The organism is Aneurinibacillus sp. XH2, from assembly GCF_001439585.2.
Classification (GTDB): domain Bacteria; phylum Bacillota; class Bacilli; order Aneurinibacillales; family Aneurinibacillaceae; genus Aneurinibacillus; species Aneurinibacillus thermoaerophilus.
The window spans coordinates 603516-625539 of record NZ_CP014140.1; the positions used below are offsets into that span (position 1 = coordinate 603516).

Genomic DNA, 22024 nt, shown 5'->3' on the forward strand with positions numbered 1-22024 from the left:
ACTAAGAATTAGGAAGCAGAAACGAATTTGCCCCTGCTTCCTTTTTATGTTCTAAATCGAATATTGACAAAAGACTGAAAAGTATAGTACGATTTGATCGTTATCACATATCAGATGACCTGATGGGAAAGGGTGTGGCTTGTAAGCGTTGTCAAAATTTAAAGTACGTAAAACGTATGAAGAGGTTGCTGACTATCTTAAAGAACAAATTATCTCTGGTAAGTATGAACCGGGGGCCAAACTCCCATCGCTCAGGGAGCTGGGGGAAACGCTCGGTGTTGGGCAATCCACAGTAAGAGAAGCCCTGAGTTCGCTCAAGACCCTTGGCTTAATTACAATGAAGCAGGGTGAAGGAACATTCGTTACCCGTCATGATCCCGAAGAAGTTATCTCTGCGTTTGAAGCGCTGAGACCGGCGACAAAGCAGGAAATTATTGAACTTTTAGAAGTGCGTAAAATCATCGAGAGCGGTACTGCGCGGCTGGCAGCGGAACGTCGGACGAAGGAAGATCTTAAGCGAATCGAGGAAGCGCTAGCTGAGATGGAGCAGGCGCTCGCGCAGGGAATACTCGGAGATGCGGCGGATTGGAAGTTTCACTATGCGGTAGTTCAGGCCTCGCACAATCAGACGCTTTCTACTATCATGATGTCGATTTCTGAGGCGATAGAGCGTTCGCTGTACGCAAGTCGTTTGGAATTGTATCGCACCAACGGTGTTCCAGAAAAGCTATACAAGGAACACGCAAGAATTTATGAAGCGATACGGGCGCAAAACAGTGCTGAGGCGGCCGAAGTGATGCTGTATCATCTGCGAGGAGTGGAGGAAAAGATGCTGGAATAGCTCTTTTCTTCTAAAGAATAAAGTCAGATGATATGATGTATTTTTCACCCTTACCTATCAGATCACCTGATTAATATAGAAAGATATATAAATAGGTACAAGCCGCCAAGGCTGACCATATAAAAACAAAATTAAGGGTAGAAGAGGTGTAACGAATGCAGACATGGACACAAGTGTATGCGCCGCTGGGAAGTCTCGGATTGTCAGCGGTCGTGGCAGTTATTCCGATCGTATTTTTCTTCCTTGCATTGTCTGTCTTCCGCATGAAGGGACATACTGTGGGCGTGCTTACCGTGCTGATTTCCCTTGTTATTGCAATTGTGGTTTACAAGATGCCAGTTTCTATGGCGTTGGCTGCCGCAGGATATGGTTTTGCTTACGGGTTATGGCCTATCGCATGGATAATTGTAACCGCTGTCTTTTTGTACAAATTAACCGTAAAGACCGGACAATTTGATATCATTCGGGCATCGGTTCTTTCAATTACGAAAGACCAGCGCTTACAAATGTTGCTTGTCGGGTTTTCGTTCGGCGCATTTTTGGAAGGGGCGGCTGGATTTGGAGCGCCTGTAGCAATTACCGCTGCGTTGCTCGTTGGGCTTGGGTTTAATCCCTTGTATGCCGCAGGATTATGCTTGATTGCCAATACGGCGCCAGTAGCGTTTGGCGCGATGGGGATTCCGATTACAGTTGCCGGCCAGGTGACGAGTATTGACGCTTTTCAAATCGGTCAGGTAGCGGGCCGGCAGTTACCGTTCTTATCTGTTATTGTTCCGTTTTGGATCGTTATCATTATGGATGGTTTGCGCGGTGTGCGTGAAACGTGGCCAGCCATACTTGTGGCGGGAGGTTCATTTGCAATTACTCAATATTTCACGGCAAATTTTATCGGTCCGGAACTTCCGGACATCACTTCCGCTCTGGTGAGCCTTGTATCGCTTTCGCTGTTTTTAAAAGTATGGCAGCCCAAACGTGTTTTTCGTTTTGATAAAGCAGGCATAGCTGCTGACGAATTTGCGGCGACGAGTGTTGAAAAGGGGTACACATCCGGTCAAATATTTAAAGCGTGGTCCCCGTTCATTATTTTGACGATTATGGTAACCGTCTGGAGTTTAAAACCGTTTAAAGATTTATTCGGCAAAGGCGGCCCGTTGGAAGCTTTAGTATTCAAAATAAACGTACCTTATTTAGATAAGTTGGTCATTAAGGCTGAACCGATTGTAACGAAGTCGGTACCATATGAAGCGGTGTTCAAATTCGATATTTTGTCGGCAACCGGCACATCCATTTTATTTGCAGCCCTGATTACAATGTTTGTGCTGAGGATGAAGCCGAGCGAAGGATGGGCCACGTTTAAAGAAACACTGTCCGAGTTAAAGAAGCCGATTTTCTCTATTGGTATGGTGCTAGCATTTGCATTTGTTGCCAATTATTCCGGGCTCTCTTCCACGCTTGCCCTCGTATTGGCGACCACGGGCAGCGTGTTCCCGTTCTTCTCGCCATTTCTTGGCTGGCTTGGAGTATTCCTTACTGGTTCTGACACGTCCAGTAATGCGTTATTCTGTAGTTTGCAGAATGTAACCGCGCAGCAAATCGGCGTGAATGAGACGCTTTTGGTGGCGGCGAATACAACGGGCGGTGTAACAGGAAAGATGATTTCACCGCAGTCGATCGCGGTCGCATGCGCCGCGGTAGGATTAGTTGGGAAAGAGTCTGATTTGTTCCGCTTTACGGTTAAACATAGTTTGTTGTTTGTCGTGATTATAGGAGTGATTACTTATGTCCAAGCCTACTATCTGACCTGGATGCTTCCGTAATCATCAGGTATGTCTTCTTTTGATGCGCATATATAGAGGGGACGAAGGAAATGCATTTGTCAATAGTCTAGGGTTAGACCGGGGCTCCCTCCCAGTCTAACCCGTTTTTTATGTTTTGTTTACACGTTTTCGACCTGTTCTTCCTGTTCAAACCGCTCCATTTTTTTGGCTTCGGTGTCGGTTAATTTTACGATGGTAAAGCCAGTTATTGCAAAAATTATAGAAATAATCGGAACTACATAGTTAATAATTGCATATGGAGCGTAAGCGAACGAGTGAACGCCTAATGTGGAAAGGATAAATACTCCACATGTATTCCATGGTACAAAGGGTGATGTCAGCGTACCACCGTCTTCGAGCGCGCGCGACAGGTTTTTCGGATGCAGCTTTTTCTCACGGTATACTTTCGCATACATACGGCCTGGCACGACAAGCGAAATATACTGTTCTGCCGCTACTATGTTCGTGAAGAAAGAAGAAAGAACGGTGGTTACGACCAATTGTTTTCCTGTTTTCGCGATAAGTAGAATTTTGTCGACAATTGATTTTAGCATGCCTGTTTTTTCGAGTACGCCACCAAACATCATGGCCACGATCGTAAGTGATACGGTGTACATCATCGCTTCGATGCCGCCGCGGTTGAACAGTTCGTTGATTAATTTATTTTCAGACTTAATGGTAAATCCTTTATACAGTGTGTTAACCGCTTCGTTAACGCTACCACCCTGCACGAAAATGTGGGCAAAGAAACCGAGAATGATGCCGACGATAAGGGCTGGAAGCGCCGGGACTCTGCGGGCGACGAGCAGAATAACGACCAGTGGGATGAAAAGCAGCCATGGGCTAATGACGAACTGGTTTTGTAGTTCAGACATGATGCTTATAATTTCCTGACTGTTCATAGAAGTGGAAGCAAACTGGCGCCCTAGAAACCAGTAAGCGATAAGTGCGATAAGTAAGCCAGGAATCGTCGAATAGAGCATATGGCGAATATGTTCGAACAAGTTGGAACCGGAAATACCGGATGCGAGGTTCGTAGTATCCGACAGTGGCGACATTTTATCGCCGAAATAAGAGCCTGAGATAATAGCACCCGCCACCATTGGGGCCGGAATCCCCATGCTAATACCAATTCCCATGCCTGCAACCCCGATCGTTCCCATCGTAGACCAGGAACTTCCGATAGCTAAAGAAACGATCGCCGTAATGAGTGTAATAGACACAAGGAAGAAGGACGGTGTAATTAATTTTAGTCCGTAATATACCATAGTTGCCACCACGCCACCGCCAATCCATGCGCCGATAATGACACCTACCATTATGATAATAACGATTGCAGGAAGTGCAAGACGAATACCGTGATAGATACCGCTTTCAATTTCTTCCCATTTATGTCCAAGACGCCATGCGATAAAAGCGGATACAACAGCACCCAAAATAAGCGGAATATGAGGACTGCCTTCAAACTTGATAATGGTTACAGCCATAGAGCCAATCATAACGAGCAGAGGAATAATAGCTAGTCCGAATGGAATGTCCCGTTGTTGAATATTGTTCAAATTGAAGCCCCCCTTTGTTTAACTTTTCATTTTGTTGTTTATTTATTCTATTGTTGCAAAATTAGTGCCATATTATAGATGCCCTTTTATATTTTTCTTTTTGTTTTGTCATCTTCTTTTTTCTTATCTCCGCTTCCTTTTTTCTTACCGCAAAATAAATCGTAAACCATCAAGTCAGATATATAGATAGTGCTAATTAATTTTGCAATTGCAAAAAATATCATATGAATTTGTTGAAAATTTTGCTTTTTGTTATTAAATGGAAAGGAAAGTTGGTTGTATGCATATTCGCAATAAGAAAAATCTAATTGGAGCATACTATGGGGTGTTTGATGAAAAACAGACGGATGGAGTGAAGCGAAATGAATCAGTGCTTGCAGGCGATTCGTGATTATAAGGAAAGCGTTGGCGTTTTTCAGCAGATGAGCCCGGAGTTTACGCAAGCTTATAATGAATTCACAGGGGTGTCGTTTGCGGAAGGAAGCCTTTCACAGAAGGAGAAGCAATTGATTGCGCTAGGGGTTAGCCTAGCTTCTCAAGATGAATATTGTATTTTGTATCATACAATGGAGGCACTGCATAAAGGCGCGACGGAACAGGAAATTTACGAGGCGCTTCAGGTAACCGCTGCGCTAAGGGGAGGGGCGGCGTTTTCCCAGCTTTCTCTTGTGCGACGTGCGCTCGCGGTGTTTAAAGATCAAATGCAGTAAGAAAACTTTTTTATGATCTGGAGATAGATGGTAAAGGATAATCAGAGAAGCGATGAAGGAGGCACGGCATATGGCTCAGGATAATAAAGGGGAAGAAATAAAGAAAGAAGGAACGCTGGGGGATGTAAAAGCGTGGGATCCGCTTGATACTCCACAAATTGCTGAATCGTATGAAGCGCAGCGTCGCTTGGGTCGGGGCGCGGAAATGCCGGGATTGTACGAAGCGGATAAAGCGAAGACTCCGGATGGCGAAGAAGAAAGGACAAAGGACGAGCGTATAGCATCTCTTCAACAAAATATCGAATGGATGAAACGGTGTATTGCCGAGAGAGAGGAAAAATAAAAACAGCCGTCCGGGTTACATCCGGCGGCTATTTTTATTACAGATGTTCGCAAAGAATTCGAACAAACGCTTCGAGTCCTCGTTGATCGATTTCGTCAAAGCGGTTTTTCTCCGGACTGTCGATATCGAGAACGCCGATTAATTGGCCGTCCTTGATCATTGGTACAACAATTTCAGACTGGGAGGCGGCGTCGCAAGCGATGTGACCCGGAAATTTATTTACGTCTTCTACGCATAGCGTTTGGCGTTCGCTGGCGGCTGTGCCGCATACGCCTTTGCCGAGCGGGATGCGTACGCAGGCCGGCAGCCCTTGAAAAGGCCCTAACACAAGTTCATTTTCCTCATATAAATAAAAACCGACCCAGTTAATACGCTTGAGAAACTGATTCAATAGGGCGGCCGCGTTCGCCAGATTAGCGATACGGTTGGGTTCATTTTCGATGAGCGCTTTAAGTTGCTTGCCGACTAGCTCGTAATTTTGTTCGCGGGATGCTTCATACTTTCCTGTTTTAAACATCTCTTTCGCCCTTTCTTTACATTTATGATGGTTTTGTTTTTTCATGATACATGACAGGTAGTTTTTTGACAAATTCAAATTGATGAAGATAAATAAAATCGCAAAAATATTTTGCGTATATAGTGCTAATTTATTTTGCTGCAAAATATTTTTAATAATGGCTGATAGGATTTTATTACAAAATGAGTGGAACTACGCTTTCATGAATTTGGCATGTAAATTGCATAAATACGTAATTAATGATATAGAAAATGAATGTTAACAGGAGGTTGTTCCGATGATTCCATATCGTCCTGAACCGTTTACCAATTTCGCTGATGAACAGAATATGAAAGCGATTAACAAAGCGCTGGAGAAAGTATCGGCTGAGCTTGGCCGCGACTATCCGCTCGTGATCGGCGGCGAGGAAATCATGACCGAAGACAAAATCGTATCGATAAACCCGTCCGCCAAACATGAGGTAATTGGCCGCGTAGCCGCTGCCGATCAGGCGCTGGCCGATAAAGCGATGAACGCAGCATGGGAAACGTTCAAAACATGGTCTCGCGTTCCGGCCGAAGAACGTGCGGGGTATCTTTTCAAAGCCGCAGCCATCCTGCGCCGCAGAAAGCATGAATTCTCCGCCTGGTTGATGCTCGAAGCCGGCAAAAGCCGCGCGGAGGCGGACGCTGATACAGCGGAAGCGATCGATTTTATGGAATACTATGGCCGACAAATGATCGAACTGCAAGACCGTGGCCGTCAGACGCTCGTCCATCTTCCGGGCGAAGACAACCATCTGGACTACATTCCGCTTGGCGTTGGCTTTATTATTCCGCCGTGGAACTTTGCGCTGGCGATTGTGGTAGGAATGACAACGTCCGCGATTGTAACAGGAAATACCGTGATCCTGAAGCCGGCCAGCCAAACGCCTGTGATTGCTTATAAGTTTTATGAACTGCTGGTGGAAGCCGGTCTTCCGGCGGGCGTGGTCAACTTCCTGCCAGGCCGTCCGGAAGTGATTGGTGATTACCTGGTTGACCACCCGAAAACACGCTTCATTAGCTTTACGGGTTCTCGCGCGGTGGGCCTGCGCATTCATGAACGTTCGTCTAAAGTGAAGCCGGGTCAAATCTGGATGAAGCGCCTTGTTGCCGAAATGGGCGGAAAAGACGCCATCATCGTCGACAAAGACGCCGACCTGGAGCTGGCGGCACAAAACATTGTGGCGTCTGCATTTGGTTTTTCTGGCCAGAAGTGTTCCGCATGCTCGCGTGCGATTGTGCATGAGGATGTATATGAGACCGTGTTAAACCGTGTGGTGGAAATCACGAAAGGTCTGAAGGTGGGCGATGTCCGCGATGCATCCAATTACACGGGCCCGGTGATCGATGAGAAAGCGTTCAACAAAGTGATGGAATACGTGGAAATTGGCAAGCAAGAAGGCCGGCTGGTGCTGGGCGGCAAGCCGGCGGGGGATGAAGGGTACTTCATCGAGCCGACCATCTTCGCGGATGTGGCTCCGAACGCGCGGATCATGCAGGAAGAAATTTTCGGCCCGTTTGTGGCGTTCACAAAAGTGCGCGACTTCGACCATGCGCTGGAAGTGGCGAACAATACGGAATACGGTCTGACGGGTTCGGTGTTCACCCGCAACCGTGAACATATGGCGCGGGCGCGTGCTGAGTTCCATGTGGGCAACCTGTACATTAACCGTAAATGCACAGGCGCGATCGTTGGCGTGCATCCGTTCGGTGGCTTCAATATGTCCGGTACGGATTCCAAGGCGGGCGGCCCGGACTACCTGTTGCAGTTCACGCAGCCGAAGCTTATTTCTGAAGTATTGTAATTTTTATTATAGAGGGGAGAATAACCATGAACGGTGCGACTTCTATGAGCAAAACACAAAGCATTATCGAAAAAACCGAGAAATACGGTGCTAATAACTATCATCCGCTACCGATCGTTATTTCTAAAGCGGAAGGCGTATGGGTAGAAGATCCGGAAGGCAACAAATATATGGATATGTTGAGCGCTTATTCGGCGCTCAACCAAGGCCATCGTCATCCGAAAATTATTCAGGCGCTCAAGGAACAGGCGGATAAAGTTACGCTTACTTCCCGTGCATTTCATAATGACAAACTGGGCGAGTTCTACGAAAAGCTTTCCAAGCTGACCGGAAAAGACATGATTCTGCCGATGAATACAGGCGCGGAAGCGGTAGAAACAGCAATTAAAGCAGTGCGCCGCTGGGCATACGATGTAAAGAAAATCCCGGAAAACAAGGCGGAAATTATTGTATGTGAAGGCAACTTCCATGGTCGTACGACGACCATTACGTCTTTCTCTTCCGATGAAAGCTATAAGCGTGGATTCGGGCCGTTTACGCCAGGCTTCAAAATCATTCCGTACGGTGACATCGAGGCATTAAAACAAGCGATTACGCCTAATACGGCCGCATTCCTTACGGAGCCGATTCAAGGCGAAGCGGGTATCGTGATGCCGCCAGAAGGTTTCCTAAAGCAAGCACGTGAAATTTGTAAGCAAAATAACGTACTTTTTGTAGCAGACGAAATTCAAACCGGATTTGGTCGTACAGGTAAACTGTTCGCTTGCGAATGGGAAGATGTAAAGCCGGACATGTATATTATGGGGAAAGCGCTTGGCGGCGGTGTGTTCCCGATTTCTGCTGTGGCTGCGGATAAAGAAATTCTCGGCGTCTTCGAACCGGGTTCTCACGGCTCCACGTTTGGCGGAAATCCGCTGGGCTGCGCCGTGGCCATCGCAGCGCTTGAAGTATTGGAAGAAGAAAACCTTGTGCAGCGTTCGCTGGAAATGGGCGAATACTTTAAAGAGAAATTATTGCAAATTGAAAATCCAATCATCAAAGAAGTACGCGGCCGTGGTCTGTTTATTGGCGTAGAGCTGACAGAGAAAGCCCGTCCATATTGCGAAGCGTTGAAAGATCTTGGTCTGCTGTGTAAAGAAACGCATGAAACAACGATTCGCTTTGCGCCTCCGCTCATTATTTCTAAAGAGGATTTGGATTGGGCAATCGCGAGAATCTATCAAGTATTGAAAAAATAAACAAACCGGTGTATGCTGTTTGTAAATGTGTATAGGACGCAATAGGTGCCCCATTTTCGGGGAGAATAGGGAAGAAAACACGCGGGCCCGCCACTGTAGCCGGGGAGCCGCTGACAGTCACTGGGCGATTCGTCTGGGAAGGCTGTTGGCACATGGTATTGATCCGGGAGCCAGGAGACCTGCCTATTGCAGCGGACTACTCGAGGAACAGGTAGCATTGAACCGGATGTGGCAAGTCCAGGTCTTCTTTGACCTGGGCTTTTTTATTCATCATGGTGACCAGCGCTTTGTTTTCCTGCGTCCTTACCATTTTCTTGAAACGGTAGAGAAAAGGATGGGGATGAGAAGGTGAAACAAACAACCAAGATTACGCTCGCGGACATATTGAGTCGTATCGTCCAGCCGGATGAACAGATGATGGGAGCGGTGCAAAAAAAAGTGGATAACTTAACCAAACCGCCAGGAAGTTTGGGAGTCTTGGAGGAAATGGTGATCCGCTTGGCTGGCATTCAACGGACAGAAGCGCCGACGTTGCGTAAAAAAGCGGTGGTAGTCATGTGCGGCGATCATGGTGTGGTCGAAGAAGGAGTGAGCGCGTTTCCGCCGGAGGTAACCGGATTGATGATGGATAACTTTGCGCGGGGAGGTGCTGCGATTAATGTGTTCTCGCGCCGGATGGGAGCGGAGGTGATCGTCGTCGATGTTGGAAGCAAGGCGAAAACATCTCCGGGCGTGAGAGCAGAAAAAGTAAGGGCAGGCACGAACAACATGGCGCAGGGGGCAGCAATGAGCCGGGAGGAAGCCGTAGCCGCCATTGAAGTCGGCATCCGGATCGCTGTGGAACTGGCCAGAGAGGGGTATCAGGCGGTGGCCTTAGGCGATATGGGAATCGGAAATACAACCCCGAGCACTGCTTTGACAGCTGCCGTAACCGGCCGTTCTGTAACTGAGCTGACAGGCAAAGGGACAGGCATTGATGAAGAGAAGCGGAAGGTCAAGGAGGCTATTATTGAGCGGGCACTTCATATAAATGGAATTGAAAAGAATTGGCGTGCCAAACTGGAGCCGATTGATGTGCTGGCGCGGGTCGGCGGGCTGGAAATTGCCGGATTGGTGGGATTGACTTTAGGGGCTGCAGCCAATCGAATGGCTGTTCTTGTCGATGGGGTGATCGCGGGCGCAGCCGCACTGATTGCGTATGAAATATGCCCGGCTGTGCTCCCGTATCTATTCGCATCGCATCTATCAGAAGAACCAGCCCATCGGGCGGCGCTTGAATATTTGGAACTGACTCCAGCGTTATATTTGCGCATGCGTTTAGGCGAAGGCTCAGGTGCAGTGCTTTTGTTCCCATTGCTGGAAGCATCGCTTGCTATGTTGAATGAAATGGCAACGTTTGCTGATTTAGGCTTATAAGAATCAACAACCCCCGCTGTCCTCCACAGCGGGGGTTTTATCCAGGAGAATGAACGTATCAGTAAGTCGGACGATTGACTTTTATGCTGGAAGCTTTATACTACCTAGGCAGAATCCCTCGCCTTCAATAGCGGGGGTAAAAGCAAAGGTGAAGGAGAGAACATATGAAAACAAACAGAAGAAATGTAACAATCGCAATGTTGGTTGCAACATTTCTGGCCGCTATTGAAGTGACGATCGTCAGTACTGCGATACCTAGAATCGTAAGTGATTTAGGGGGGATTACGCTTACGAGTTGGGTGTTTGCGGTATATTTGCTGACAACGTCCGTTACAACTCCGATTTACGGCAAGCTGGCAGATTTATTCGGGCGCAAAGTTATTTTTACGATTGGTACCGCCTTCTTTTTACTTGGTTCGATGCTATGTGGATTGGCGCAGTCGATGGAGCAACTGATTTTATTCCGCGCTATTCAGGGGATTGGAGCCGGGGCGGTACTGCCGGTGACGTTCACGATTATCGGTGATATTTATTCATTTGAAGAGCGAGCCAAAATTCAGGGATGGTTTAGCTCAATTTGGGGAATTTCCGGCATTGTTGGGCCGCTGGTGGGCGGATTTTTCGTTGATGTTTTATCGTGGCACTGGATTTTCTTTATTAATGTGCCGTTTGGCATTGTGGCTGTTATTATGTTGTGGCTATATTTGCATGAATCGTTCGAGAAAAAGAAACAACATATCGACTATGCGGGCGCAGTTACGTTTACCATCGGGATGTCAGCGTTGTTGTACGCATTCTTGACCGGCGGGCAGCAGTATGCCTGGACGTCTTCGGTTATTTTTGTTCTATTTATGACCGCGGCCTTGTTCCTGGCTGTATTCGTGTGGATTGAGATCAGGTCGCCGGAACCGATGCTGCCGCTGCAACTGTTGACCATCCGCAGTATTTCCGTTTCCAATCTGGTCTCTTTCATTATTAGCGCCGTGTTGATTGCGATAAACGCCTATTTACCGATGTGGATTCAAGGTGTATATGGAGAAGGAGCAACCAGTTCAGGATTGGCATTAACTCCGATGTCCATCGGTTGGCCGCTGGGTGCGATCTTGAGCGGACGTTTGATGCTTCGTATCGGTACACGCAATACGTCATTGCTGGGACTTGCCATCCTTATCTTTGCTTCGCTCTGGCTTGCGTCCGTCGGGATGGATACGTCACAGTTTGCGCTTATCGCGATTATGTTTTTTGCAGGACTTGGATTTGGCCTTTCGGTTACCGTGTTTACCGTTGTTGTTCAATCTTCAGTGAATTGGAGTTTACGTGGTGCGGCCACTGCCTCCAATTCGTTCGTCCGCACGCTCGGACAAACGTTTGGCATCGCGGTGTTCGGCACATTGTTTAATGCGGCGCTGGATCGCTATACGAAAGGGCACGGGTTAGCGGCCGGGACGGATATGAACCAATTGTTTAATCCGGAAGCAGTGCAGATGATTCCGGCGCAGATGCTTGACATCATGCGGGAAGGGTTGGCGTATGGGCTGCACCATGTGTTTGTTGTGTTGTGTGTATTAGCGGTGGCTTCCTTGCTTGTCGGGTTCTGGTTGCCGCGCAAAAATCCTGAACCTGACTCTGTTCGTACGCAATCATAAGGAGGAATCGTAGATGAAAGCGATCATGCTGCAGGGAACTTCATCTGATGTTGGCAAAAGCGTGTTATGCACCGCGCTTTGCCGCATCTTTTATGAGGACGGCTGGAAAGTGGCGCCTTTTAAATCACAAAATATGGCTTTAAATTCTTACATTACGCGCGATGGCAAAGAGATTGGACGGGCGCAGGGCGTGCAGGCGGAAGCGTGCCGGATCGAAGCGACGGCTGACATGAATCCGATTCTTCTGAAGCCCAAGAAAGACATGATTGCCGAAGTGATCGTACGGGGCGAGCACTACGCGGACATGGGCGCAGCTGCGTATCGGGAAGATTATGTGCCCAGGGCGCTGCCTATTCTGCGCGAATCGCTTGACCGGCTTGCAGCGGAATATGAGGTGCTTGTTATCGAAGGTGCAGGCAGCCCGGCGGAAATTAATTTGAAAGATCGAGATATTGCCAATATGAAAGTAGCGGAACTGGCCGATGCGCCGGTTTTGTTGGTGGCGGATATCGATCGGGGCGGTGTGTTCGCTTCGCTGGTCGGCACGCTTGCGCTACTGGATGAATCGGAACGGGCGCGGGTAAAAGGGTTTATCATCAATAAATTTCGCGGAAAATTCTCTCTATTGAAACCTGGATTGGATTGGCTGGAGGAATATACGGGTATTCCGGTGCTTGGCGTGATTCCGTACGCCGATACAGGTATTGAAGCGGAAGATTCGCTTGCGCTGTCGAATTTAAAGCTGAAAAAGCGGGATGAAACCGGCGAATCGCTTGATGTGGCATTTATCCGTTTGCCGCGCATTTCTAATTTCACAGATCTTGATCCGCTATATGATGAACCGGGAGTGAGAGTGCGTTTGATTGGTTCAGCGGCGGAATGGAATCACCCGGACATTGTGATTTTGCCAGGAACAAAAAATACGACGGATGACTTGCTCTGGCTTAAGCAAACAGGACTTGCTGATTTAATCTGCGAAGCAGCACAAAGCGGAACCCATGTAGTCGGAATTTGCGGCGGGTATCAAATGCTTGGCAAAAAGCTGCTTGATCCGGACGGAGTGGAGTCGAACCATCTGGAAAGCGAAGGGCTTGGGCTTTTGCCGATTCATACGACATTCCGCGCGGGAAAACGAACGGTACGTGTTCATGGAAACGTTGCAGGCGCATCTTTCGCCTCCGGTCAGACGGTAGAAGGATATGAAATCCATCTCGGTCGGACAGAAAGGGAAGCGGGAGGACGGCCTTTGTTGCAAATTGCGGACGGGCATATGGATGGTGCGATTAGCGATGACGAAAGGGTGTGGGGGACATATTTACACGGTGTGTTTCACAACCGCGCGTTTACAAGGGCATGGCTTAACGACATTCGGATGCGCAAAGGCATGAAGCTGGTCGACACCGAAGTGCAAACCGAATCGGAGCGAAGGGAGGGGAGCTATGCGGCGCTGGCTGCGCTTGTGCGTCAACATCTGGATATGAAAAAATTGTACGAAATCATGAATCTTTCGCTTCCGGTCAAATAAGTGGAACAAGGAGGTGTGGCGGATGGCCGACCGTTCATATCCTGTATTATTGAAACTAAAGGACAAACCGTGCGTTATTGTGGGCGGCGGCAACGTAGCGGAGCGCAAAGTGCTGGCTCTGCTTGAGGCGGCCGCTGCCGTAACGGTGGTAAGTCCTACAGTAACTTGGACCCTAAAAGAGCTGGCGGAATCCGGGCGCATTGTCTGGTGTGCGAAAACATTTGAGCCTTCTGATATTGCGGGTGCATTCCTTGTATTCGCCGCGACAAACCAGCCGGAGATTAATCTGGCTGTATATAGGGCGCTGGGGCCGGGACAGCTGATTACGATCGCAGACAGACCTGATTTGAGCATGTTTACTGTACCGGCGCAGCTAAGGCGTGGACGTTTACTTCTGGCCGCAGCTACAGAAGGGGCAAGTCCAGGGCTCGCGTCCAAAATCATTGGGGAGTTGACGGAAACATACGATGAAGCGTATGAACTGTATACCGATTTTCTTGCTGAGAGCCGTGCGGTTATTTTGCAACAAGTAGAGCAACCGTCCGTGCGTCAGCGATTGTTCAAACGGCTTTTGGATGAACAATTCCTGCGCGATGCAAGGGAAGGAGATGCGGCTGCTCTCTGGCGTAGATTTAAAGAAATTATGGCAATAGAAAGTCGGAAGGTTTGAAGAAAGGGAAGGGGAGAGAGTATGTTTACAGAGCAGGAGAAAAAGGCCGTATATAAAGTGATCGAAACACGCCGTGACGTTCGCTCGTTTCTACCGGATCCTTTACCGGAAGACGCGGTGCGACGAATTTTGGAGGCGGCGCACCACGGGCCGTCCGTTGGCTTTATGCAGCCGTGGAATTATATCCTGATTACGTCTCCCACAGTGAAAGCGCGTCTGGCTTGGGCGGTGGAAAAAGAACGGAAAGCCCTTGCTATTCATTATGAAGGGGAGCGGGCTGAGAAATTTCTTAAGCTGAAAGTGGAGGGGTTACAGGAAGCGCCGCTTACCATCTGTGTTACGTGTGATCCGACGCGAGGTGGCTCCCATGTACTTGGTCGCAATTCCATTCCGGAGACGGACATCATGTCCACGGCGTGTGCCATTCAGAACATGTGGCTTGCTTCATGCGCCGAAGGGATCGCAATGGGCTGGGTAAGCTTCTACAAAAAAAATGATGTTCGTGATATTCTTGGCATTCCACCGCACATAGAACCGGTGGCACTTCTATCGCTGGGCTATACAGAACAGTATCCGGAAGCTCCCATTTTGGAAACAGAGAAATGGGAGAAAAGACTAGATCTTGATACGTTAATCTATCACAATCAATGGGGGAATACGTAATGGCTCAACCGGATAAAAAACGCGGACTTGTGCTTGTTTATACGGGAGATGGGAAAGGGAAGACAACAGCGGCGCTCGGCTTGGCGGTTCGGGCGGCGGGACGCGGCAAACGGGTACTGGTGATTCAGTTTATCAAATCGCCGGAGCGAACATATGGCGAGAAAATTATATTTGACAAGCTCGGTATTGAGATGTATCAGAAAGGCGTTGGCTTTACGTGGCTAAAGACACCTGAAGAACACCGGGAAGCGTTAAAATCAGCCTGGGCGTTCACGAAAGAAAAAGTGATGAACGGCAAATATGATGTCGTGATCTTGGACGAGTTAAATAACGCGCTCGCTATTCATACGTTTCCTATTGATGATGTATTGCCGCTTGCAGAAGTTCTGGAACTTATGGAGAAGCGGCCGTACGGCATGCACATGGTGATTACCGGCCGGAACGCGAAACCAGAAGTGCTAGACAAAGCCGATTTAGTCACTGAAATGAAGCCGATCAAGCATTACTATGATGAAGGGATTCCGGCCGTACAGGGGATTGAGTTTTGATGGCGTACCTTGAACAGTTTGGGCACGGCGGCGATTTGCTGACAGCCTCCGCTTTGTTTGGAGTAACTCCGGAGAAGTTGCTGGACTTTAGTGCCAATATTAACCCGCTTGGCCCCCCGCCCGTCGTATTGGAAGCAGTGGAGCGTGAGATGCAAAATATTGTTCATTATCCTGATCCGGCGCATCGCTTGTTCATGCGAGCGCTTGCGGAAAAGTATCAAGTGACGGAAGAAATGTTGCTCGCAGGCAATGGGGCAGCCGAATGCATGGCGCTTCTGCTGCTTTCGCTTGCACCGAAGACAGTCGGTGTGATTTATCCTTCGTTTGTTGAGTATGAGCAGTTGGCCCGCCGGTTTGGCGCTTCGGTTATCGGTTGCACTGGCAGGGAGGAACAGGGTTTTTTGCCTTCACTGGAGGATTTACGTTCGTTGCTGAAGGCGGTGGATGTGCTATTTATCGGGCATCCAAACAATCCGACAGGACTGATGTATGGAAAAGAAGAGCTGCATCAGTTAGCGATCTGGGCAGAAGAAAGTGGAACCTATCTGGCGCTCGATGAAGCGTTTATTGACTTCTTGCCTGAAGGGGCCCAACCCACGCTTCTCCCGGAACTACAGGCGTATCCGCATGTCATCTTGCTGCGGTCGCTGACCAAGTTTTACGCGATTCCTGGTTTGCGCCTGGGATTTGCAGTTGCCCATCCTGCGGTTATTCAGCGGATGCGGGAGAAGCAAGTTCCTTGGAGCGTGAACCGTTTGGCGCTAGCTGCGGGTGAAGCGTGCTGTCGGACAGGCGCATATGAAAGTGAAACGCGCGCGCTTATTGCTAGAGAGCGCCAGTATCTAAGCGAAAATCTTGCGAAGCGGTTTGGTTTTTATGTGTGGCCAGGGCAAGCAAATTTTCTGTTGGTTCGTTTGCCTGAAACGATGACGGCGCAGGTATTGCAGCAAAAGTTGGGCCAGCGCGGCATCCTCATTCGCAGCTGTGCGATGTATCCGGGACTGACGCCGCATGATTTCCGAGTTGCCGTGCGTGATCGCAAAGACAATGCTCGGTTGCTTGCGGCACTTACAGAAGTTCTGGATAAAAGGGGGAGAGGATTTTGAGCATCGTGTTTGTTACCGGAGGCGTTCGCTCTGGCAAAAGTGCGTTCGCGGAGCAGCTGGCTAAAGAGAAGGATGTGTCCGTACTATACGTTGCGACAGGCGTTGCCACCGACAAAGAAATGGAACAGCGGATTGCCTTGCACCGTGAACGTCGACCTGCTTCATGGGAAGTGGCCGAACATCCGTATGACGCCGATGCTTTTGTTTCTGAGTATAGCGGTTATGAGGTCGTGCTTTTCGATTGTGTATCCACATGGCTCAGCAATTTGCTGCTTACGTTTCCGGAGGGGCGCTGGCGTGATGGGGCTGCGACAGAAGAAATCAAAGGGAAGATTGAGCGCTGGCTTTCTGGTGTGCGTCAATACCAGGGAACGATGATCGTTGTCTCGAGTGAAGCCGGTCTGGGAGGTGTGGCAATGTCGCGGTTAGGCCGGTGGTTTCAAGATATGCTGGGTTGGGCCAATCAGCGGATTGCTGCGGAAGCGGACGAGGTATACGCTGTTATATCCGGTATTCCGTGCAAGATTAAGGGGGAGCGGATATGAACGCTTTTTTTCATGCAGTCGCTTTTTTGACGCGCATTCCGGTTCCGAGACTGACGGATGATATGAAAGATTGGCAGCGTAGCGTCGCGTTTTATCCGGCGGTTGGCTTGCTTTTGGGAATATTGTTGTGCGGAGCGGCGTTTGTTGCTTTCTGGCTATTGCCCGTCCCAGTGGCCGCTGTCATCGTATTGGTCGGCTGGGTCTATAGCACAGGCGCTTTGCATTTGGACGGATGGATGGATCTGGCGGACGGGTTAGGTAGTTACCGTGACAGAGAAAGGGTTTTTGCTATTATGAAAGACAGCCGCGTCGGTGCGATGGGAGTGACAGCCGCGATTCTTTTATTTATGGTGAAGGTGGCGGCGCTTTATGAGATTATCGCTTCGGGGTTACTTGTCTGGTTGATTCTTCCGCCGTTGTTGGCGCGTACTGGGCTTACGGCCGCCATTTGGTTCTGGCCGTACATAACTGAAAAAGGATTGGGTACAGGCCTGCGCGGTGGGCTTACCGAATGGCGGGTCGCCTCTGGTTTTCTACTGGCTGTCGGTTTTGCTTTCGCGTTGTATGGCATAGCCGGATTGCTCGTGTCTTTTGTTGTGGCAGTATGTGACTGGCTGTTTTTGCGCATGGTGGCGCGAAGGCTTGGAGGTCTTACGGGCGATTGCTACGGAGCCCAGGTGGAATGGGCGGAAGCGGTGACTCTCGTATGCATTGTCATCGCCGGGAGGTTTTGCGCATGAGATGGATTTGGGTACGGCATGGCGAAACGCAGGAAAATCGGGAGCGTCGTTATCTTGGCCATTACGATGCTCCGCTGACCGCGCGCGGACGAAGGCAGGCGGAAGTTGTGGCCGAGAGGCTCAGCGGGGAACGAATTGATTTTATTTATACGAGCGATTTGCTACGGTGCCGGGAAACGGCCGAGGTTATCGCGCGCGTTCACGGTCTCTATCCATTTGTTGCTAAAGAATTGCGCGAATTAGATTTTGGAAAGTGGGATCGGAAGACGTACGAAGAGATTATGCAAAGGGATAAACAATTGGCTAAAGAATGGTATAATGATCCGTATACTATTACACCTCCTGAAGGTGAAAGTTTACAGGAGCTCGGAAAACGGGTAGATCGCTGGCTGTTAGCCTTACAAGAGCGGATGCATCCGAGGGAAATCGCGGTGCTGGTAAGCCATGGTGGTCCGATTCGCTGGTTTCTTGCCACTTGGATCATGGAAACCCCGGCTTGTTTCTGGTCTGTGAAAAATCTCGGCCCCGGCGAATTTTTTATCGCTGAGAAGTGTGGACAAACCTGGATTGCACGATCATTATAGAAAGAAAACAGAAAAGATAGACGGATGGGAAAAGAGGAGAAAATCATGAAAGCTATTACAGGCACAGCATGTCACACATTTGGCGAGTTGCTGCAGGGACAGAGAGAAGGCGTCCCTTTTCTCGTTTCCTTGCCGATTGAAAGCTATGTAAACGCAACATTTTATCCGGCTACTTCAGGTGAGTTGATGACTTCGCCGCAAAAAGTCAAAGTATATCGCGTTTTGCGGCGCTTGATGAATGAATGCAAGATTTCGCTTCATGGAACATTGTTATTGGAGAAAACGCTGCCTGAGAGCAAAGGATTCGCCACAAGTACGGCTGATATGGTAGCGGCTTGTCGGGCGGTATCCAAAGCATATAAGCTGTGTCTTTTGCCTCAGCATATTTCTTCATTACTTGTGCAAATTGAACCGACTGATGGGATTATGTACGACGAAGTGGTTGCCTATCAACATCATCATGGCCGGGTGATTACGAGCTTGGGATATCTTCCTCCGCTGCGGATTATTGGCGTGGACCGCGGTGGGAAGGTGGATACTGTATCGTTTAACAAGCGCTTGGCTGTATATACGTGCCAGGAAGAAAAAGAATATGATAGGCTTTTGCAGAAACTTCAGGAAGCTTTTCGTGAGGGGGATAGCGAGCTTATCGGATATGTGGCGACGCGCAGCGCAGAAATGCACCAAAAACGTCTCGCGCATCCGGACTTTGAAGAATTGAAAGCGCTTTGCCGTGAAGCGGGCGGCCTTGGCGTAGTGGTGGCACACAGCGGAACACTTGCTGGAATTCTGCTGGATGCGAGTTCTTCCTCGTGCGAAAGAAAGGTAGATATGTTGCAGAAGAAAATGAAAGGCTGGCCCCGTACCGTTTATACGTTTTCCGTCGCAAGAAGCCAGAAGGGGATTGTGGTATGAGCCAGCCGTTTCGTTCTTCCGTATCGTACGTATCTTCCATATGGACTGATATTTCGCTTGAATATAAGGAAGATCATATTCTTTTGCGATCTTTTGAACCGCTCACTGTGCTGAGCAGTGCGCTCTGGGGGGGAGGGCTGTCAAAGGCCACCCATTTTGTAAACTGGAAAGTACCGCTTACATATCGCTGTGAAGATCCGGCGCAGATGACGCAGAACCAATTGGTGGCGTGGGGGTATCCCCCGGAATCGACAATCGGCTTGCAGACCGCAGCCAAGTTGACCCATGCCGCGGTGACGGAAGAAGAAGGAGACCGTTTCCGGATGATTTGCTGTGCTACGGCAGGAACAAGTAACGGTGCGCGTGCGGGGAAAGCACGCCGCACGTTTTCCGCCTATCAGTGCGGCACGATTAATATTTTTTTACTGTTGGACGCGCATTTGACGTCTGCCGCCATGGTAAACAGCATTATTACGGCTACGGAAGCCAAAGCAGCCGCTTTGCAGGATTTGGGTATAATCGATGAGCAAGGGAATATTGCGACCGGAACAACGACCGATTCGGTCGTGTTTGCTGTAAGTCAGAATATACGGTACGGGGCGCCGCATCAGTTTGCCGGTACGGCGACAACGATAGGTAATACCGTGGGTCGGCTTGTGTATCAGGCTGTATACGAAGCGATTGCAACACAGGAGGAACCTTGATGCTGGCGCGTGCGTTAGTTCTGCTTGCCGCCTATATTATCGACCGCATTGTTGGCGATCCGCGTTGGTTGACTCATCCGGTCGTATATATGGGCCGCGTAATTGTTTGGCTGGAAAATTATATCCGTCGTCTGTTTCCACGGGAAGAACAGTTGAAGCAGGCGGGTGTTTTGTTTCCGGTTGTGCTTGTCGGCGGTAGCTTTTTGCTCATCTGGATGCTGCTTGAATTGCTACGCTTGGTTCATCCATGGCTGGCGTGGGCGGTGGAGGCATGGTTGATTTCGACGACGATCGCCACCAAAGGGCTGGCGGAAGCAGGAATGGGAATTTATCGCTTGCTGAAAGAAGATAAAATCAAGGAAGCGCGAAAGGCGCTTGCAATGGTGGTAGGACGGGACACACATTCCTTAAACGAGCGGGAGATTTCGCGAGGAGCGGTGGAAACAGTGGCTGAAAATATTGTGGACGCCATTTTGTCCCCGTTATTTTACGCTGCTATTGGAGGAGCACCGCTCGCCATGGCGTACCGTGCGGCCAATACACTTGATTCGATGGTTGGATATAAAAACGAAAAATACTACAATCTCGGGTGGGCGTCGGCTCGTTTCGACGATATCGCCAATTATATCCCGGCCCGGCTCGCAGCTCTTACGCTTATATTGGTTAGTTGGGTGCTGCGCCTGAACTGGCGGAAGTGCGCGGTCGTCATTTTGCGTGATGCGAGGCTCCACCCGAGTTTGAATAGCGGTTTTACGGAAGCGGGTGTTGCCGGTGCGCTCGGCATTCAGCTCGGAGGAACAAACTATTACCAGGGTGTTCCTTCGCATCGGGCGAAAATGGGTGATCCTGAACGTCCGATTGCTCCGGAAGATATAAAAGAAACGGTCGCCATCATGCATTGGACAGCGTTTTTCTTTTTGCTTGCTTGTCTGGGTAGCATACTGTTCGTCGCGTTGTTGTATAGTATATAGCAGCCCCTTCTTTTTTCGACGATGTATAGTATTATAGAAACCATATGACAATTTATTCGTACTATGATCATACACAAAAAGTCGCCTGTTTTATTCAGCGACTTTTTCGTTGTTTTGACGTCCAATTATTTATAGAAGAGGTTTTATATACATCGCTTTTGGCATTCAGCCCAACACTAAAACATATCCTTGACAAGATTGATTATATTGTGCGCATGGGGGAATCAAGATGCGGATACTCTTGTTTTACTTTTCAAGTTAAGCATTGAGTTTGGTGTAGACTCTATCATAAGTTGTATCTATATTGGGAGGAAGAAGCGGTGAACAACAAGGACGAAATTTTACAGCGGACGCGCGATTCAGTCAATGAGCGTGGGGGGGCAACTGTCTATCGGTTGCCATATGCGGAGAAAGAGCCTGAGCAAAAGGGGCGCTTCCGTCTGAAGTTCCCTTTGTTGCAGTGGCTGAATAAGTGGAAGAAGATCGTAGCTTTTTTTGTTCTCGGTTGTATAATTATCGGAAGCGGCATTTGGGCGGGAAGCGGGATGTTTGGCGCTTCGCGGGTTACTAGCCAAACGGTAGTGCAGGAAATTCAGGAGCTATCATATTTAACTACGGCGGAAGTGGTGATGATGACGACCCTGGAAGGAGAGGACGCTTATCGGTTTTATAACATAGAACTTCCGGGTACAAAGCGCTTTTTCCACATTGACGTCCCGGCTAAGATATTGGTTGGCATCGATTTGAAAAAGGTTACACCGTCCGACATCAGAATTGACGAGACGAACAAACAGATTACGATCACTTTGCCGCGGGCGGATTTTCTACAGGCTCCAAATATTGACATCAATAAGGTGAAAGTATTTACGGATGAAGGGATTTTCCGGGAAAAGATGACGCCCGAAGAGCAGCGGGAATTCTTGATTCGGGCACAGGATAAACTTCGTCAGGAGGCGGTAGGTAGCGGCGTGCTGCGAACGGCAGAAGACAGAGCGGTGCGCGTGTTGCAGCAGATTTACAAGCCGGTGGGCTATCAGGTGAATGTAGCGTTTAAATAAAGGTATGTTTCATAAATCATAGATTGTTGAAGAATACGTCTCTCTGGCACTTTATATATAAATATAGCCTGATATATTGC

23 protein-coding genes and 1 riboswitch are annotated in these 22024 nt (G+C 48.9%); of the genes, 20 read left to right on the top strand and 3 right to left on the bottom strand.

The window, feature by feature from the left end; genetic code table 11:
* The first annotated feature begins 148 nt into the window (after positions 1-148).
* Entirely contained in the window at positions 149-841 is a 693-nt protein-coding gene (locus tag ACH33_RS02890) for a FadR/GntR family transcriptional regulator (protein WP_057897657.1), read from the top strand.
* A gap of 155 nt (positions 842-996) precedes the next feature.
* Complete coding sequence (gene lldP, locus ACH33_RS02895) at positions 997-2658, top strand: L-lactate permease (protein ID WP_057897658.1); 1662 nt, start codon at positions 997-999, stop codon at positions 2656-2658.
* Between the two features lie 119 nt (positions 2659-2777).
* On the opposite strand, the gene nhaC is transcribed toward lldP, so the two are convergent.
* Together nhaC and ACH33_RS19035 are read right to left on the bottom strand one after the other, a co-directional pair.
* Positions 2778-4208, bottom strand: coding sequence for a Na+/H+ antiporter NhaC (gene nhaC / locus ACH33_RS02900; RefSeq protein WP_057900222.1), 1431 nt, complete (start codon positions 4206-4208; stop codon positions 2778-2780).
* Positions 4209-4303: 95 nt separating this feature from the next.
* On the bottom strand, positions 4304-4441 hold the full coding sequence (locus ACH33_RS19035; RefSeq protein ID WP_156423993.1) for a hypothetical protein: 138 nt from the start codon (positions 4439-4441) through the stop codon (positions 4304-4306).
* 138 nt (positions 4442-4579) lie between these two features.
* Between ACH33_RS19035 and ACH33_RS02905 the strand changes: the two genes are divergently transcribed.
* Positions 4580-4927: a carboxymuconolactone decarboxylase family protein gene (locus tag ACH33_RS02905; protein ID WP_057897659.1), complete on the top strand. Its 348-nt coding sequence runs from the start codon at positions 4580-4582 to the stop codon at positions 4925-4927.
* Positions 4928-4997: 70 nt separating this feature from the next.
* Positions 4998-5270, top strand: a complete 273-nt coding sequence (locus ACH33_RS02910) for a hypothetical protein (protein WP_057897660.1) — start codon at positions 4998-5000, stop codon at positions 5268-5270.
* A 37-nt stretch (positions 5271-5307) separates the two neighbouring features.
* Here ACH33_RS02910 and ACH33_RS02915 read toward each other — a convergent pair whose 3' ends face one another.
* The gene (locus ACH33_RS02915) at positions 5308-5787 is read right to left on the bottom strand and encodes a GAF domain-containing protein (RefSeq protein WP_057897661.1); all 480 of its coding nucleotides are present in this window, start codon (positions 5785-5787) and stop codon (positions 5308-5310) included.
* Between the two features lie 277 nt (positions 5788-6064).
* Between ACH33_RS02915 and pruA the strand changes: the two genes are divergently transcribed.
* The 16 genes from pruA (at position 6065) to ACH33_RS02995 (ending at position 21944) form a co-directional block, all read left to right on the top strand.
* Positions 6065-7615 (top strand): L-glutamate gamma-semialdehyde dehydrogenase, encoded by a 1551-nt coding sequence (gene pruA, locus ACH33_RS02920; protein WP_057897662.1) that lies wholly within the window; start codon positions 6065-6067, stop codon positions 7613-7615.
* 44 nt (positions 7616-7659) lie between these two features.
* Positions 7660-8853: an ornithine--oxo-acid transaminase gene (locus ACH33_RS02925; RefSeq protein ID WP_057900223.1), complete on the top strand. Its 1194-nt coding sequence runs from the start codon at positions 7660-7662 to the stop codon at positions 8851-8853.
* 26 nt (positions 8854-8879) lie between these two features.
* Positions 8880-9054: riboswitch (cobalamin riboswitch) on the top strand.
* A 147-nt stretch (positions 9055-9201) separates the two neighbouring features.
* Positions 9202-10269, top strand: a complete 1068-nt coding sequence (gene cobT, locus ACH33_RS02930) for a nicotinate-nucleotide--dimethylbenzimidazole phosphoribosyltransferase (protein ID WP_236781956.1) — start codon at positions 9202-9204, stop codon at positions 10267-10269.
* Positions 10270-10433: 164 nt separating this feature from the next.
* A complete protein-coding gene (locus ACH33_RS02935; RefSeq protein ID WP_057897664.1) occupies positions 10434-11915 on the top strand; it encodes an MDR family MFS transporter in 1482 nt (493 codons plus the stop codon).
* Between the two features lie 13 nt (positions 11916-11928).
* Entirely contained in the window at positions 11929-13440 is a 1512-nt protein-coding gene (locus ACH33_RS02940) for a cobyric acid synthase (protein ID WP_057897665.1), read from the top strand.
* Between the two features lie 22 nt (positions 13441-13462).
* Entirely contained in the window at positions 13463-14110 is a 648-nt protein-coding gene (locus tag ACH33_RS02945; protein ID WP_057897666.1) for a precorrin-2 dehydrogenase/sirohydrochlorin ferrochelatase family protein, read from the top strand.
* Positions 14111-14131: 21 nt separating this feature from the next.
* A complete protein-coding gene (gene bluB, locus ACH33_RS02950; RefSeq protein ID WP_057897667.1) occupies positions 14132-14773 on the top strand; it encodes a 5,6-dimethylbenzimidazole synthase in 642 nt (213 codons plus the stop codon).
* Positions 14773-15321 carry a cob(I)yrinic acid a,c-diamide adenosyltransferase gene (cobO, locus tag ACH33_RS02955; protein WP_057897668.1) on the top strand — a complete coding sequence of 183 codons (549 nt, stop codon included), beginning with the start codon at positions 14773-14775 and terminating at the stop codon, positions 15319-15321. The genes bluB and cobO overlap by 1 nt, the downstream gene beginning before the upstream one ends.
* The gene (gene cobD / locus ACH33_RS02960; RefSeq protein WP_057897669.1) at positions 15321-16427 is read left to right on the top strand and encodes a threonine-phosphate decarboxylase CobD; all 1107 of its coding nucleotides are present in this window, start codon (positions 15321-15323) and stop codon (positions 16425-16427) included. The genes cobO and cobD overlap by 1 nt, the downstream gene beginning before the upstream one ends.
* On the top strand, positions 16424-16972 hold the full coding sequence (gene cobU / locus ACH33_RS02965; RefSeq protein ID WP_057897670.1) for a bifunctional adenosylcobinamide kinase/adenosylcobinamide-phosphate guanylyltransferase: 549 nt from the start codon (positions 16424-16426) through the stop codon (positions 16970-16972). The genes cobD and cobU overlap by 4 nt, the downstream gene beginning before the upstream one ends.
* A complete protein-coding gene (gene cobS / locus ACH33_RS02970) occupies positions 16969-17712 on the top strand; it encodes an adenosylcobinamide-GDP ribazoletransferase (RefSeq protein WP_057897671.1) in 744 nt (247 codons plus the stop codon). The genes cobU and cobS overlap by 4 nt, the downstream gene beginning before the upstream one ends.
* Complete coding sequence (locus tag ACH33_RS02975; protein ID WP_057897672.1) at positions 17709-18296, top strand: histidine phosphatase family protein; 588 nt, start codon at positions 17709-17711, stop codon at positions 18294-18296. The genes cobS and ACH33_RS02975 overlap by 4 nt, the downstream gene beginning before the upstream one ends.
* A gap of 45 nt (positions 18297-18341) precedes the next feature.
* On the top strand, positions 18342-19211 hold the full coding sequence (locus ACH33_RS02980) for a GHMP family kinase ATP-binding protein (protein ID WP_057897673.1): 870 nt from the start codon (positions 18342-18344) through the stop codon (positions 19209-19211).
* The gene (locus tag ACH33_RS02985; RefSeq protein WP_057897674.1) at positions 19208-19915 is read left to right on the top strand and encodes an adenosylcobinamide amidohydrolase; all 708 of its coding nucleotides are present in this window, start codon (positions 19208-19210) and stop codon (positions 19913-19915) included. The genes ACH33_RS02980 and ACH33_RS02985 overlap by 4 nt, the downstream gene beginning before the upstream one ends.
* Positions 19916-19917: 2 nt before the next feature.
* Entirely contained in the window at positions 19918-20886 is a 969-nt protein-coding gene (gene cbiB / locus ACH33_RS02990) for an adenosylcobinamide-phosphate synthase CbiB (RefSeq protein WP_412674554.1), read from the top strand.
* A gap of 320 nt (positions 20887-21206) precedes the next feature.
* Positions 21207-21944, top strand: a complete 738-nt coding sequence (locus ACH33_RS02995; RefSeq protein ID WP_057897676.1) for a DUF4230 domain-containing protein — start codon at positions 21207-21209, stop codon at positions 21942-21944.
* Positions 21945-22024 lie beyond the last annotated feature (80 nt).

Coding starts and splice junctions, on each gene's coding strand:
- bluB (WP_057897667.1), top strand. CDS start 14,132: ATGTTTACAGAGCAGGAGAAAAAGGCCGTATATAAAGTGATCGAAACA.
- ACH33_RS02935 (WP_057897664.1), top strand. CDS start 10,434: ATGAAAACAAACAGAAGAAATGTAACAATCGCAATGTTGGTTGCAACA.
- cobD (WP_057897669.1), top strand. CDS start 15,321: ATGGCGTACCTTGAACAGTTTGGGCACGGCGGCGATTTGCTGACAGCC.
- ACH33_RS02925 (WP_057900223.1), top strand. CDS start 7,660: ATGAGCAAAACACAAAGCATTATCGAAAAAACCGAGAAATACGGTGCT.
- pruA (WP_057897662.1), top strand. CDS start 6,065: ATGATTCCATATCGTCCTGAACCGTTTACCAATTTCGCTGATGAACAG.
- cobS (WP_057897671.1), top strand. CDS start 16,969: ATGAACGCTTTTTTTCATGCAGTCGCTTTTTTGACGCGCATTCCGGTT.
- ACH33_RS02975 (WP_057897672.1), top strand. CDS start 17,709: ATGAGATGGATTTGGGTACGGCATGGCGAAACGCAGGAAAATCGGGAG.
- ACH33_RS02985 (WP_057897674.1), top strand. CDS start 19,208: ATGAGCCAGCCGTTTCGTTCTTCCGTATCGTACGTATCTTCCATATGG.
- ACH33_RS02905 (WP_057897659.1), top strand. CDS start 4,580: ATGAATCAGTGCTTGCAGGCGATTCGTGATTATAAGGAAAGCGTTGGC.
- lldP (WP_057897658.1), top strand. CDS start 997: ATGCAGACATGGACACAAGTGTATGCGCCGCTGGGAAGTCTCGGATTG.
- ACH33_RS02910 (WP_057897660.1), top strand. CDS start 4,998: ATGGCTCAGGATAATAAAGGGGAAGAAATAAAGAAAGAAGGAACGCTG.
- ACH33_RS02945 (WP_057897666.1), top strand. CDS start 13,463: ATGGCCGACCGTTCATATCCTGTATTATTGAAACTAAAGGACAAACCG.
- ACH33_RS02940 (WP_057897665.1), top strand. CDS start 11,929: ATGAAAGCGATCATGCTGCAGGGAACTTCATCTGATGTTGGCAAAAGC.
- ACH33_RS02915 (WP_057897661.1), bottom strand. CDS start 5,787: ATGTTTAAAACAGGAAAGTATGAAGCATCCCGCGAACAAAATTACGAG.
- ACH33_RS19035 (WP_156423993.1), bottom strand. CDS start 4,441: ATGATATTTTTTGCAATTGCAAAATTAATTAGCACTATCTATATATCT.
- cobO (WP_057897668.1), top strand. CDS start 14,773: ATGGCTCAACCGGATAAAAAACGCGGACTTGTGCTTGTTTATACGGGA.
- ACH33_RS02980 (WP_057897673.1), top strand. CDS start 18,342: ATGAAAGCTATTACAGGCACAGCATGTCACACATTTGGCGAGTTGCTG.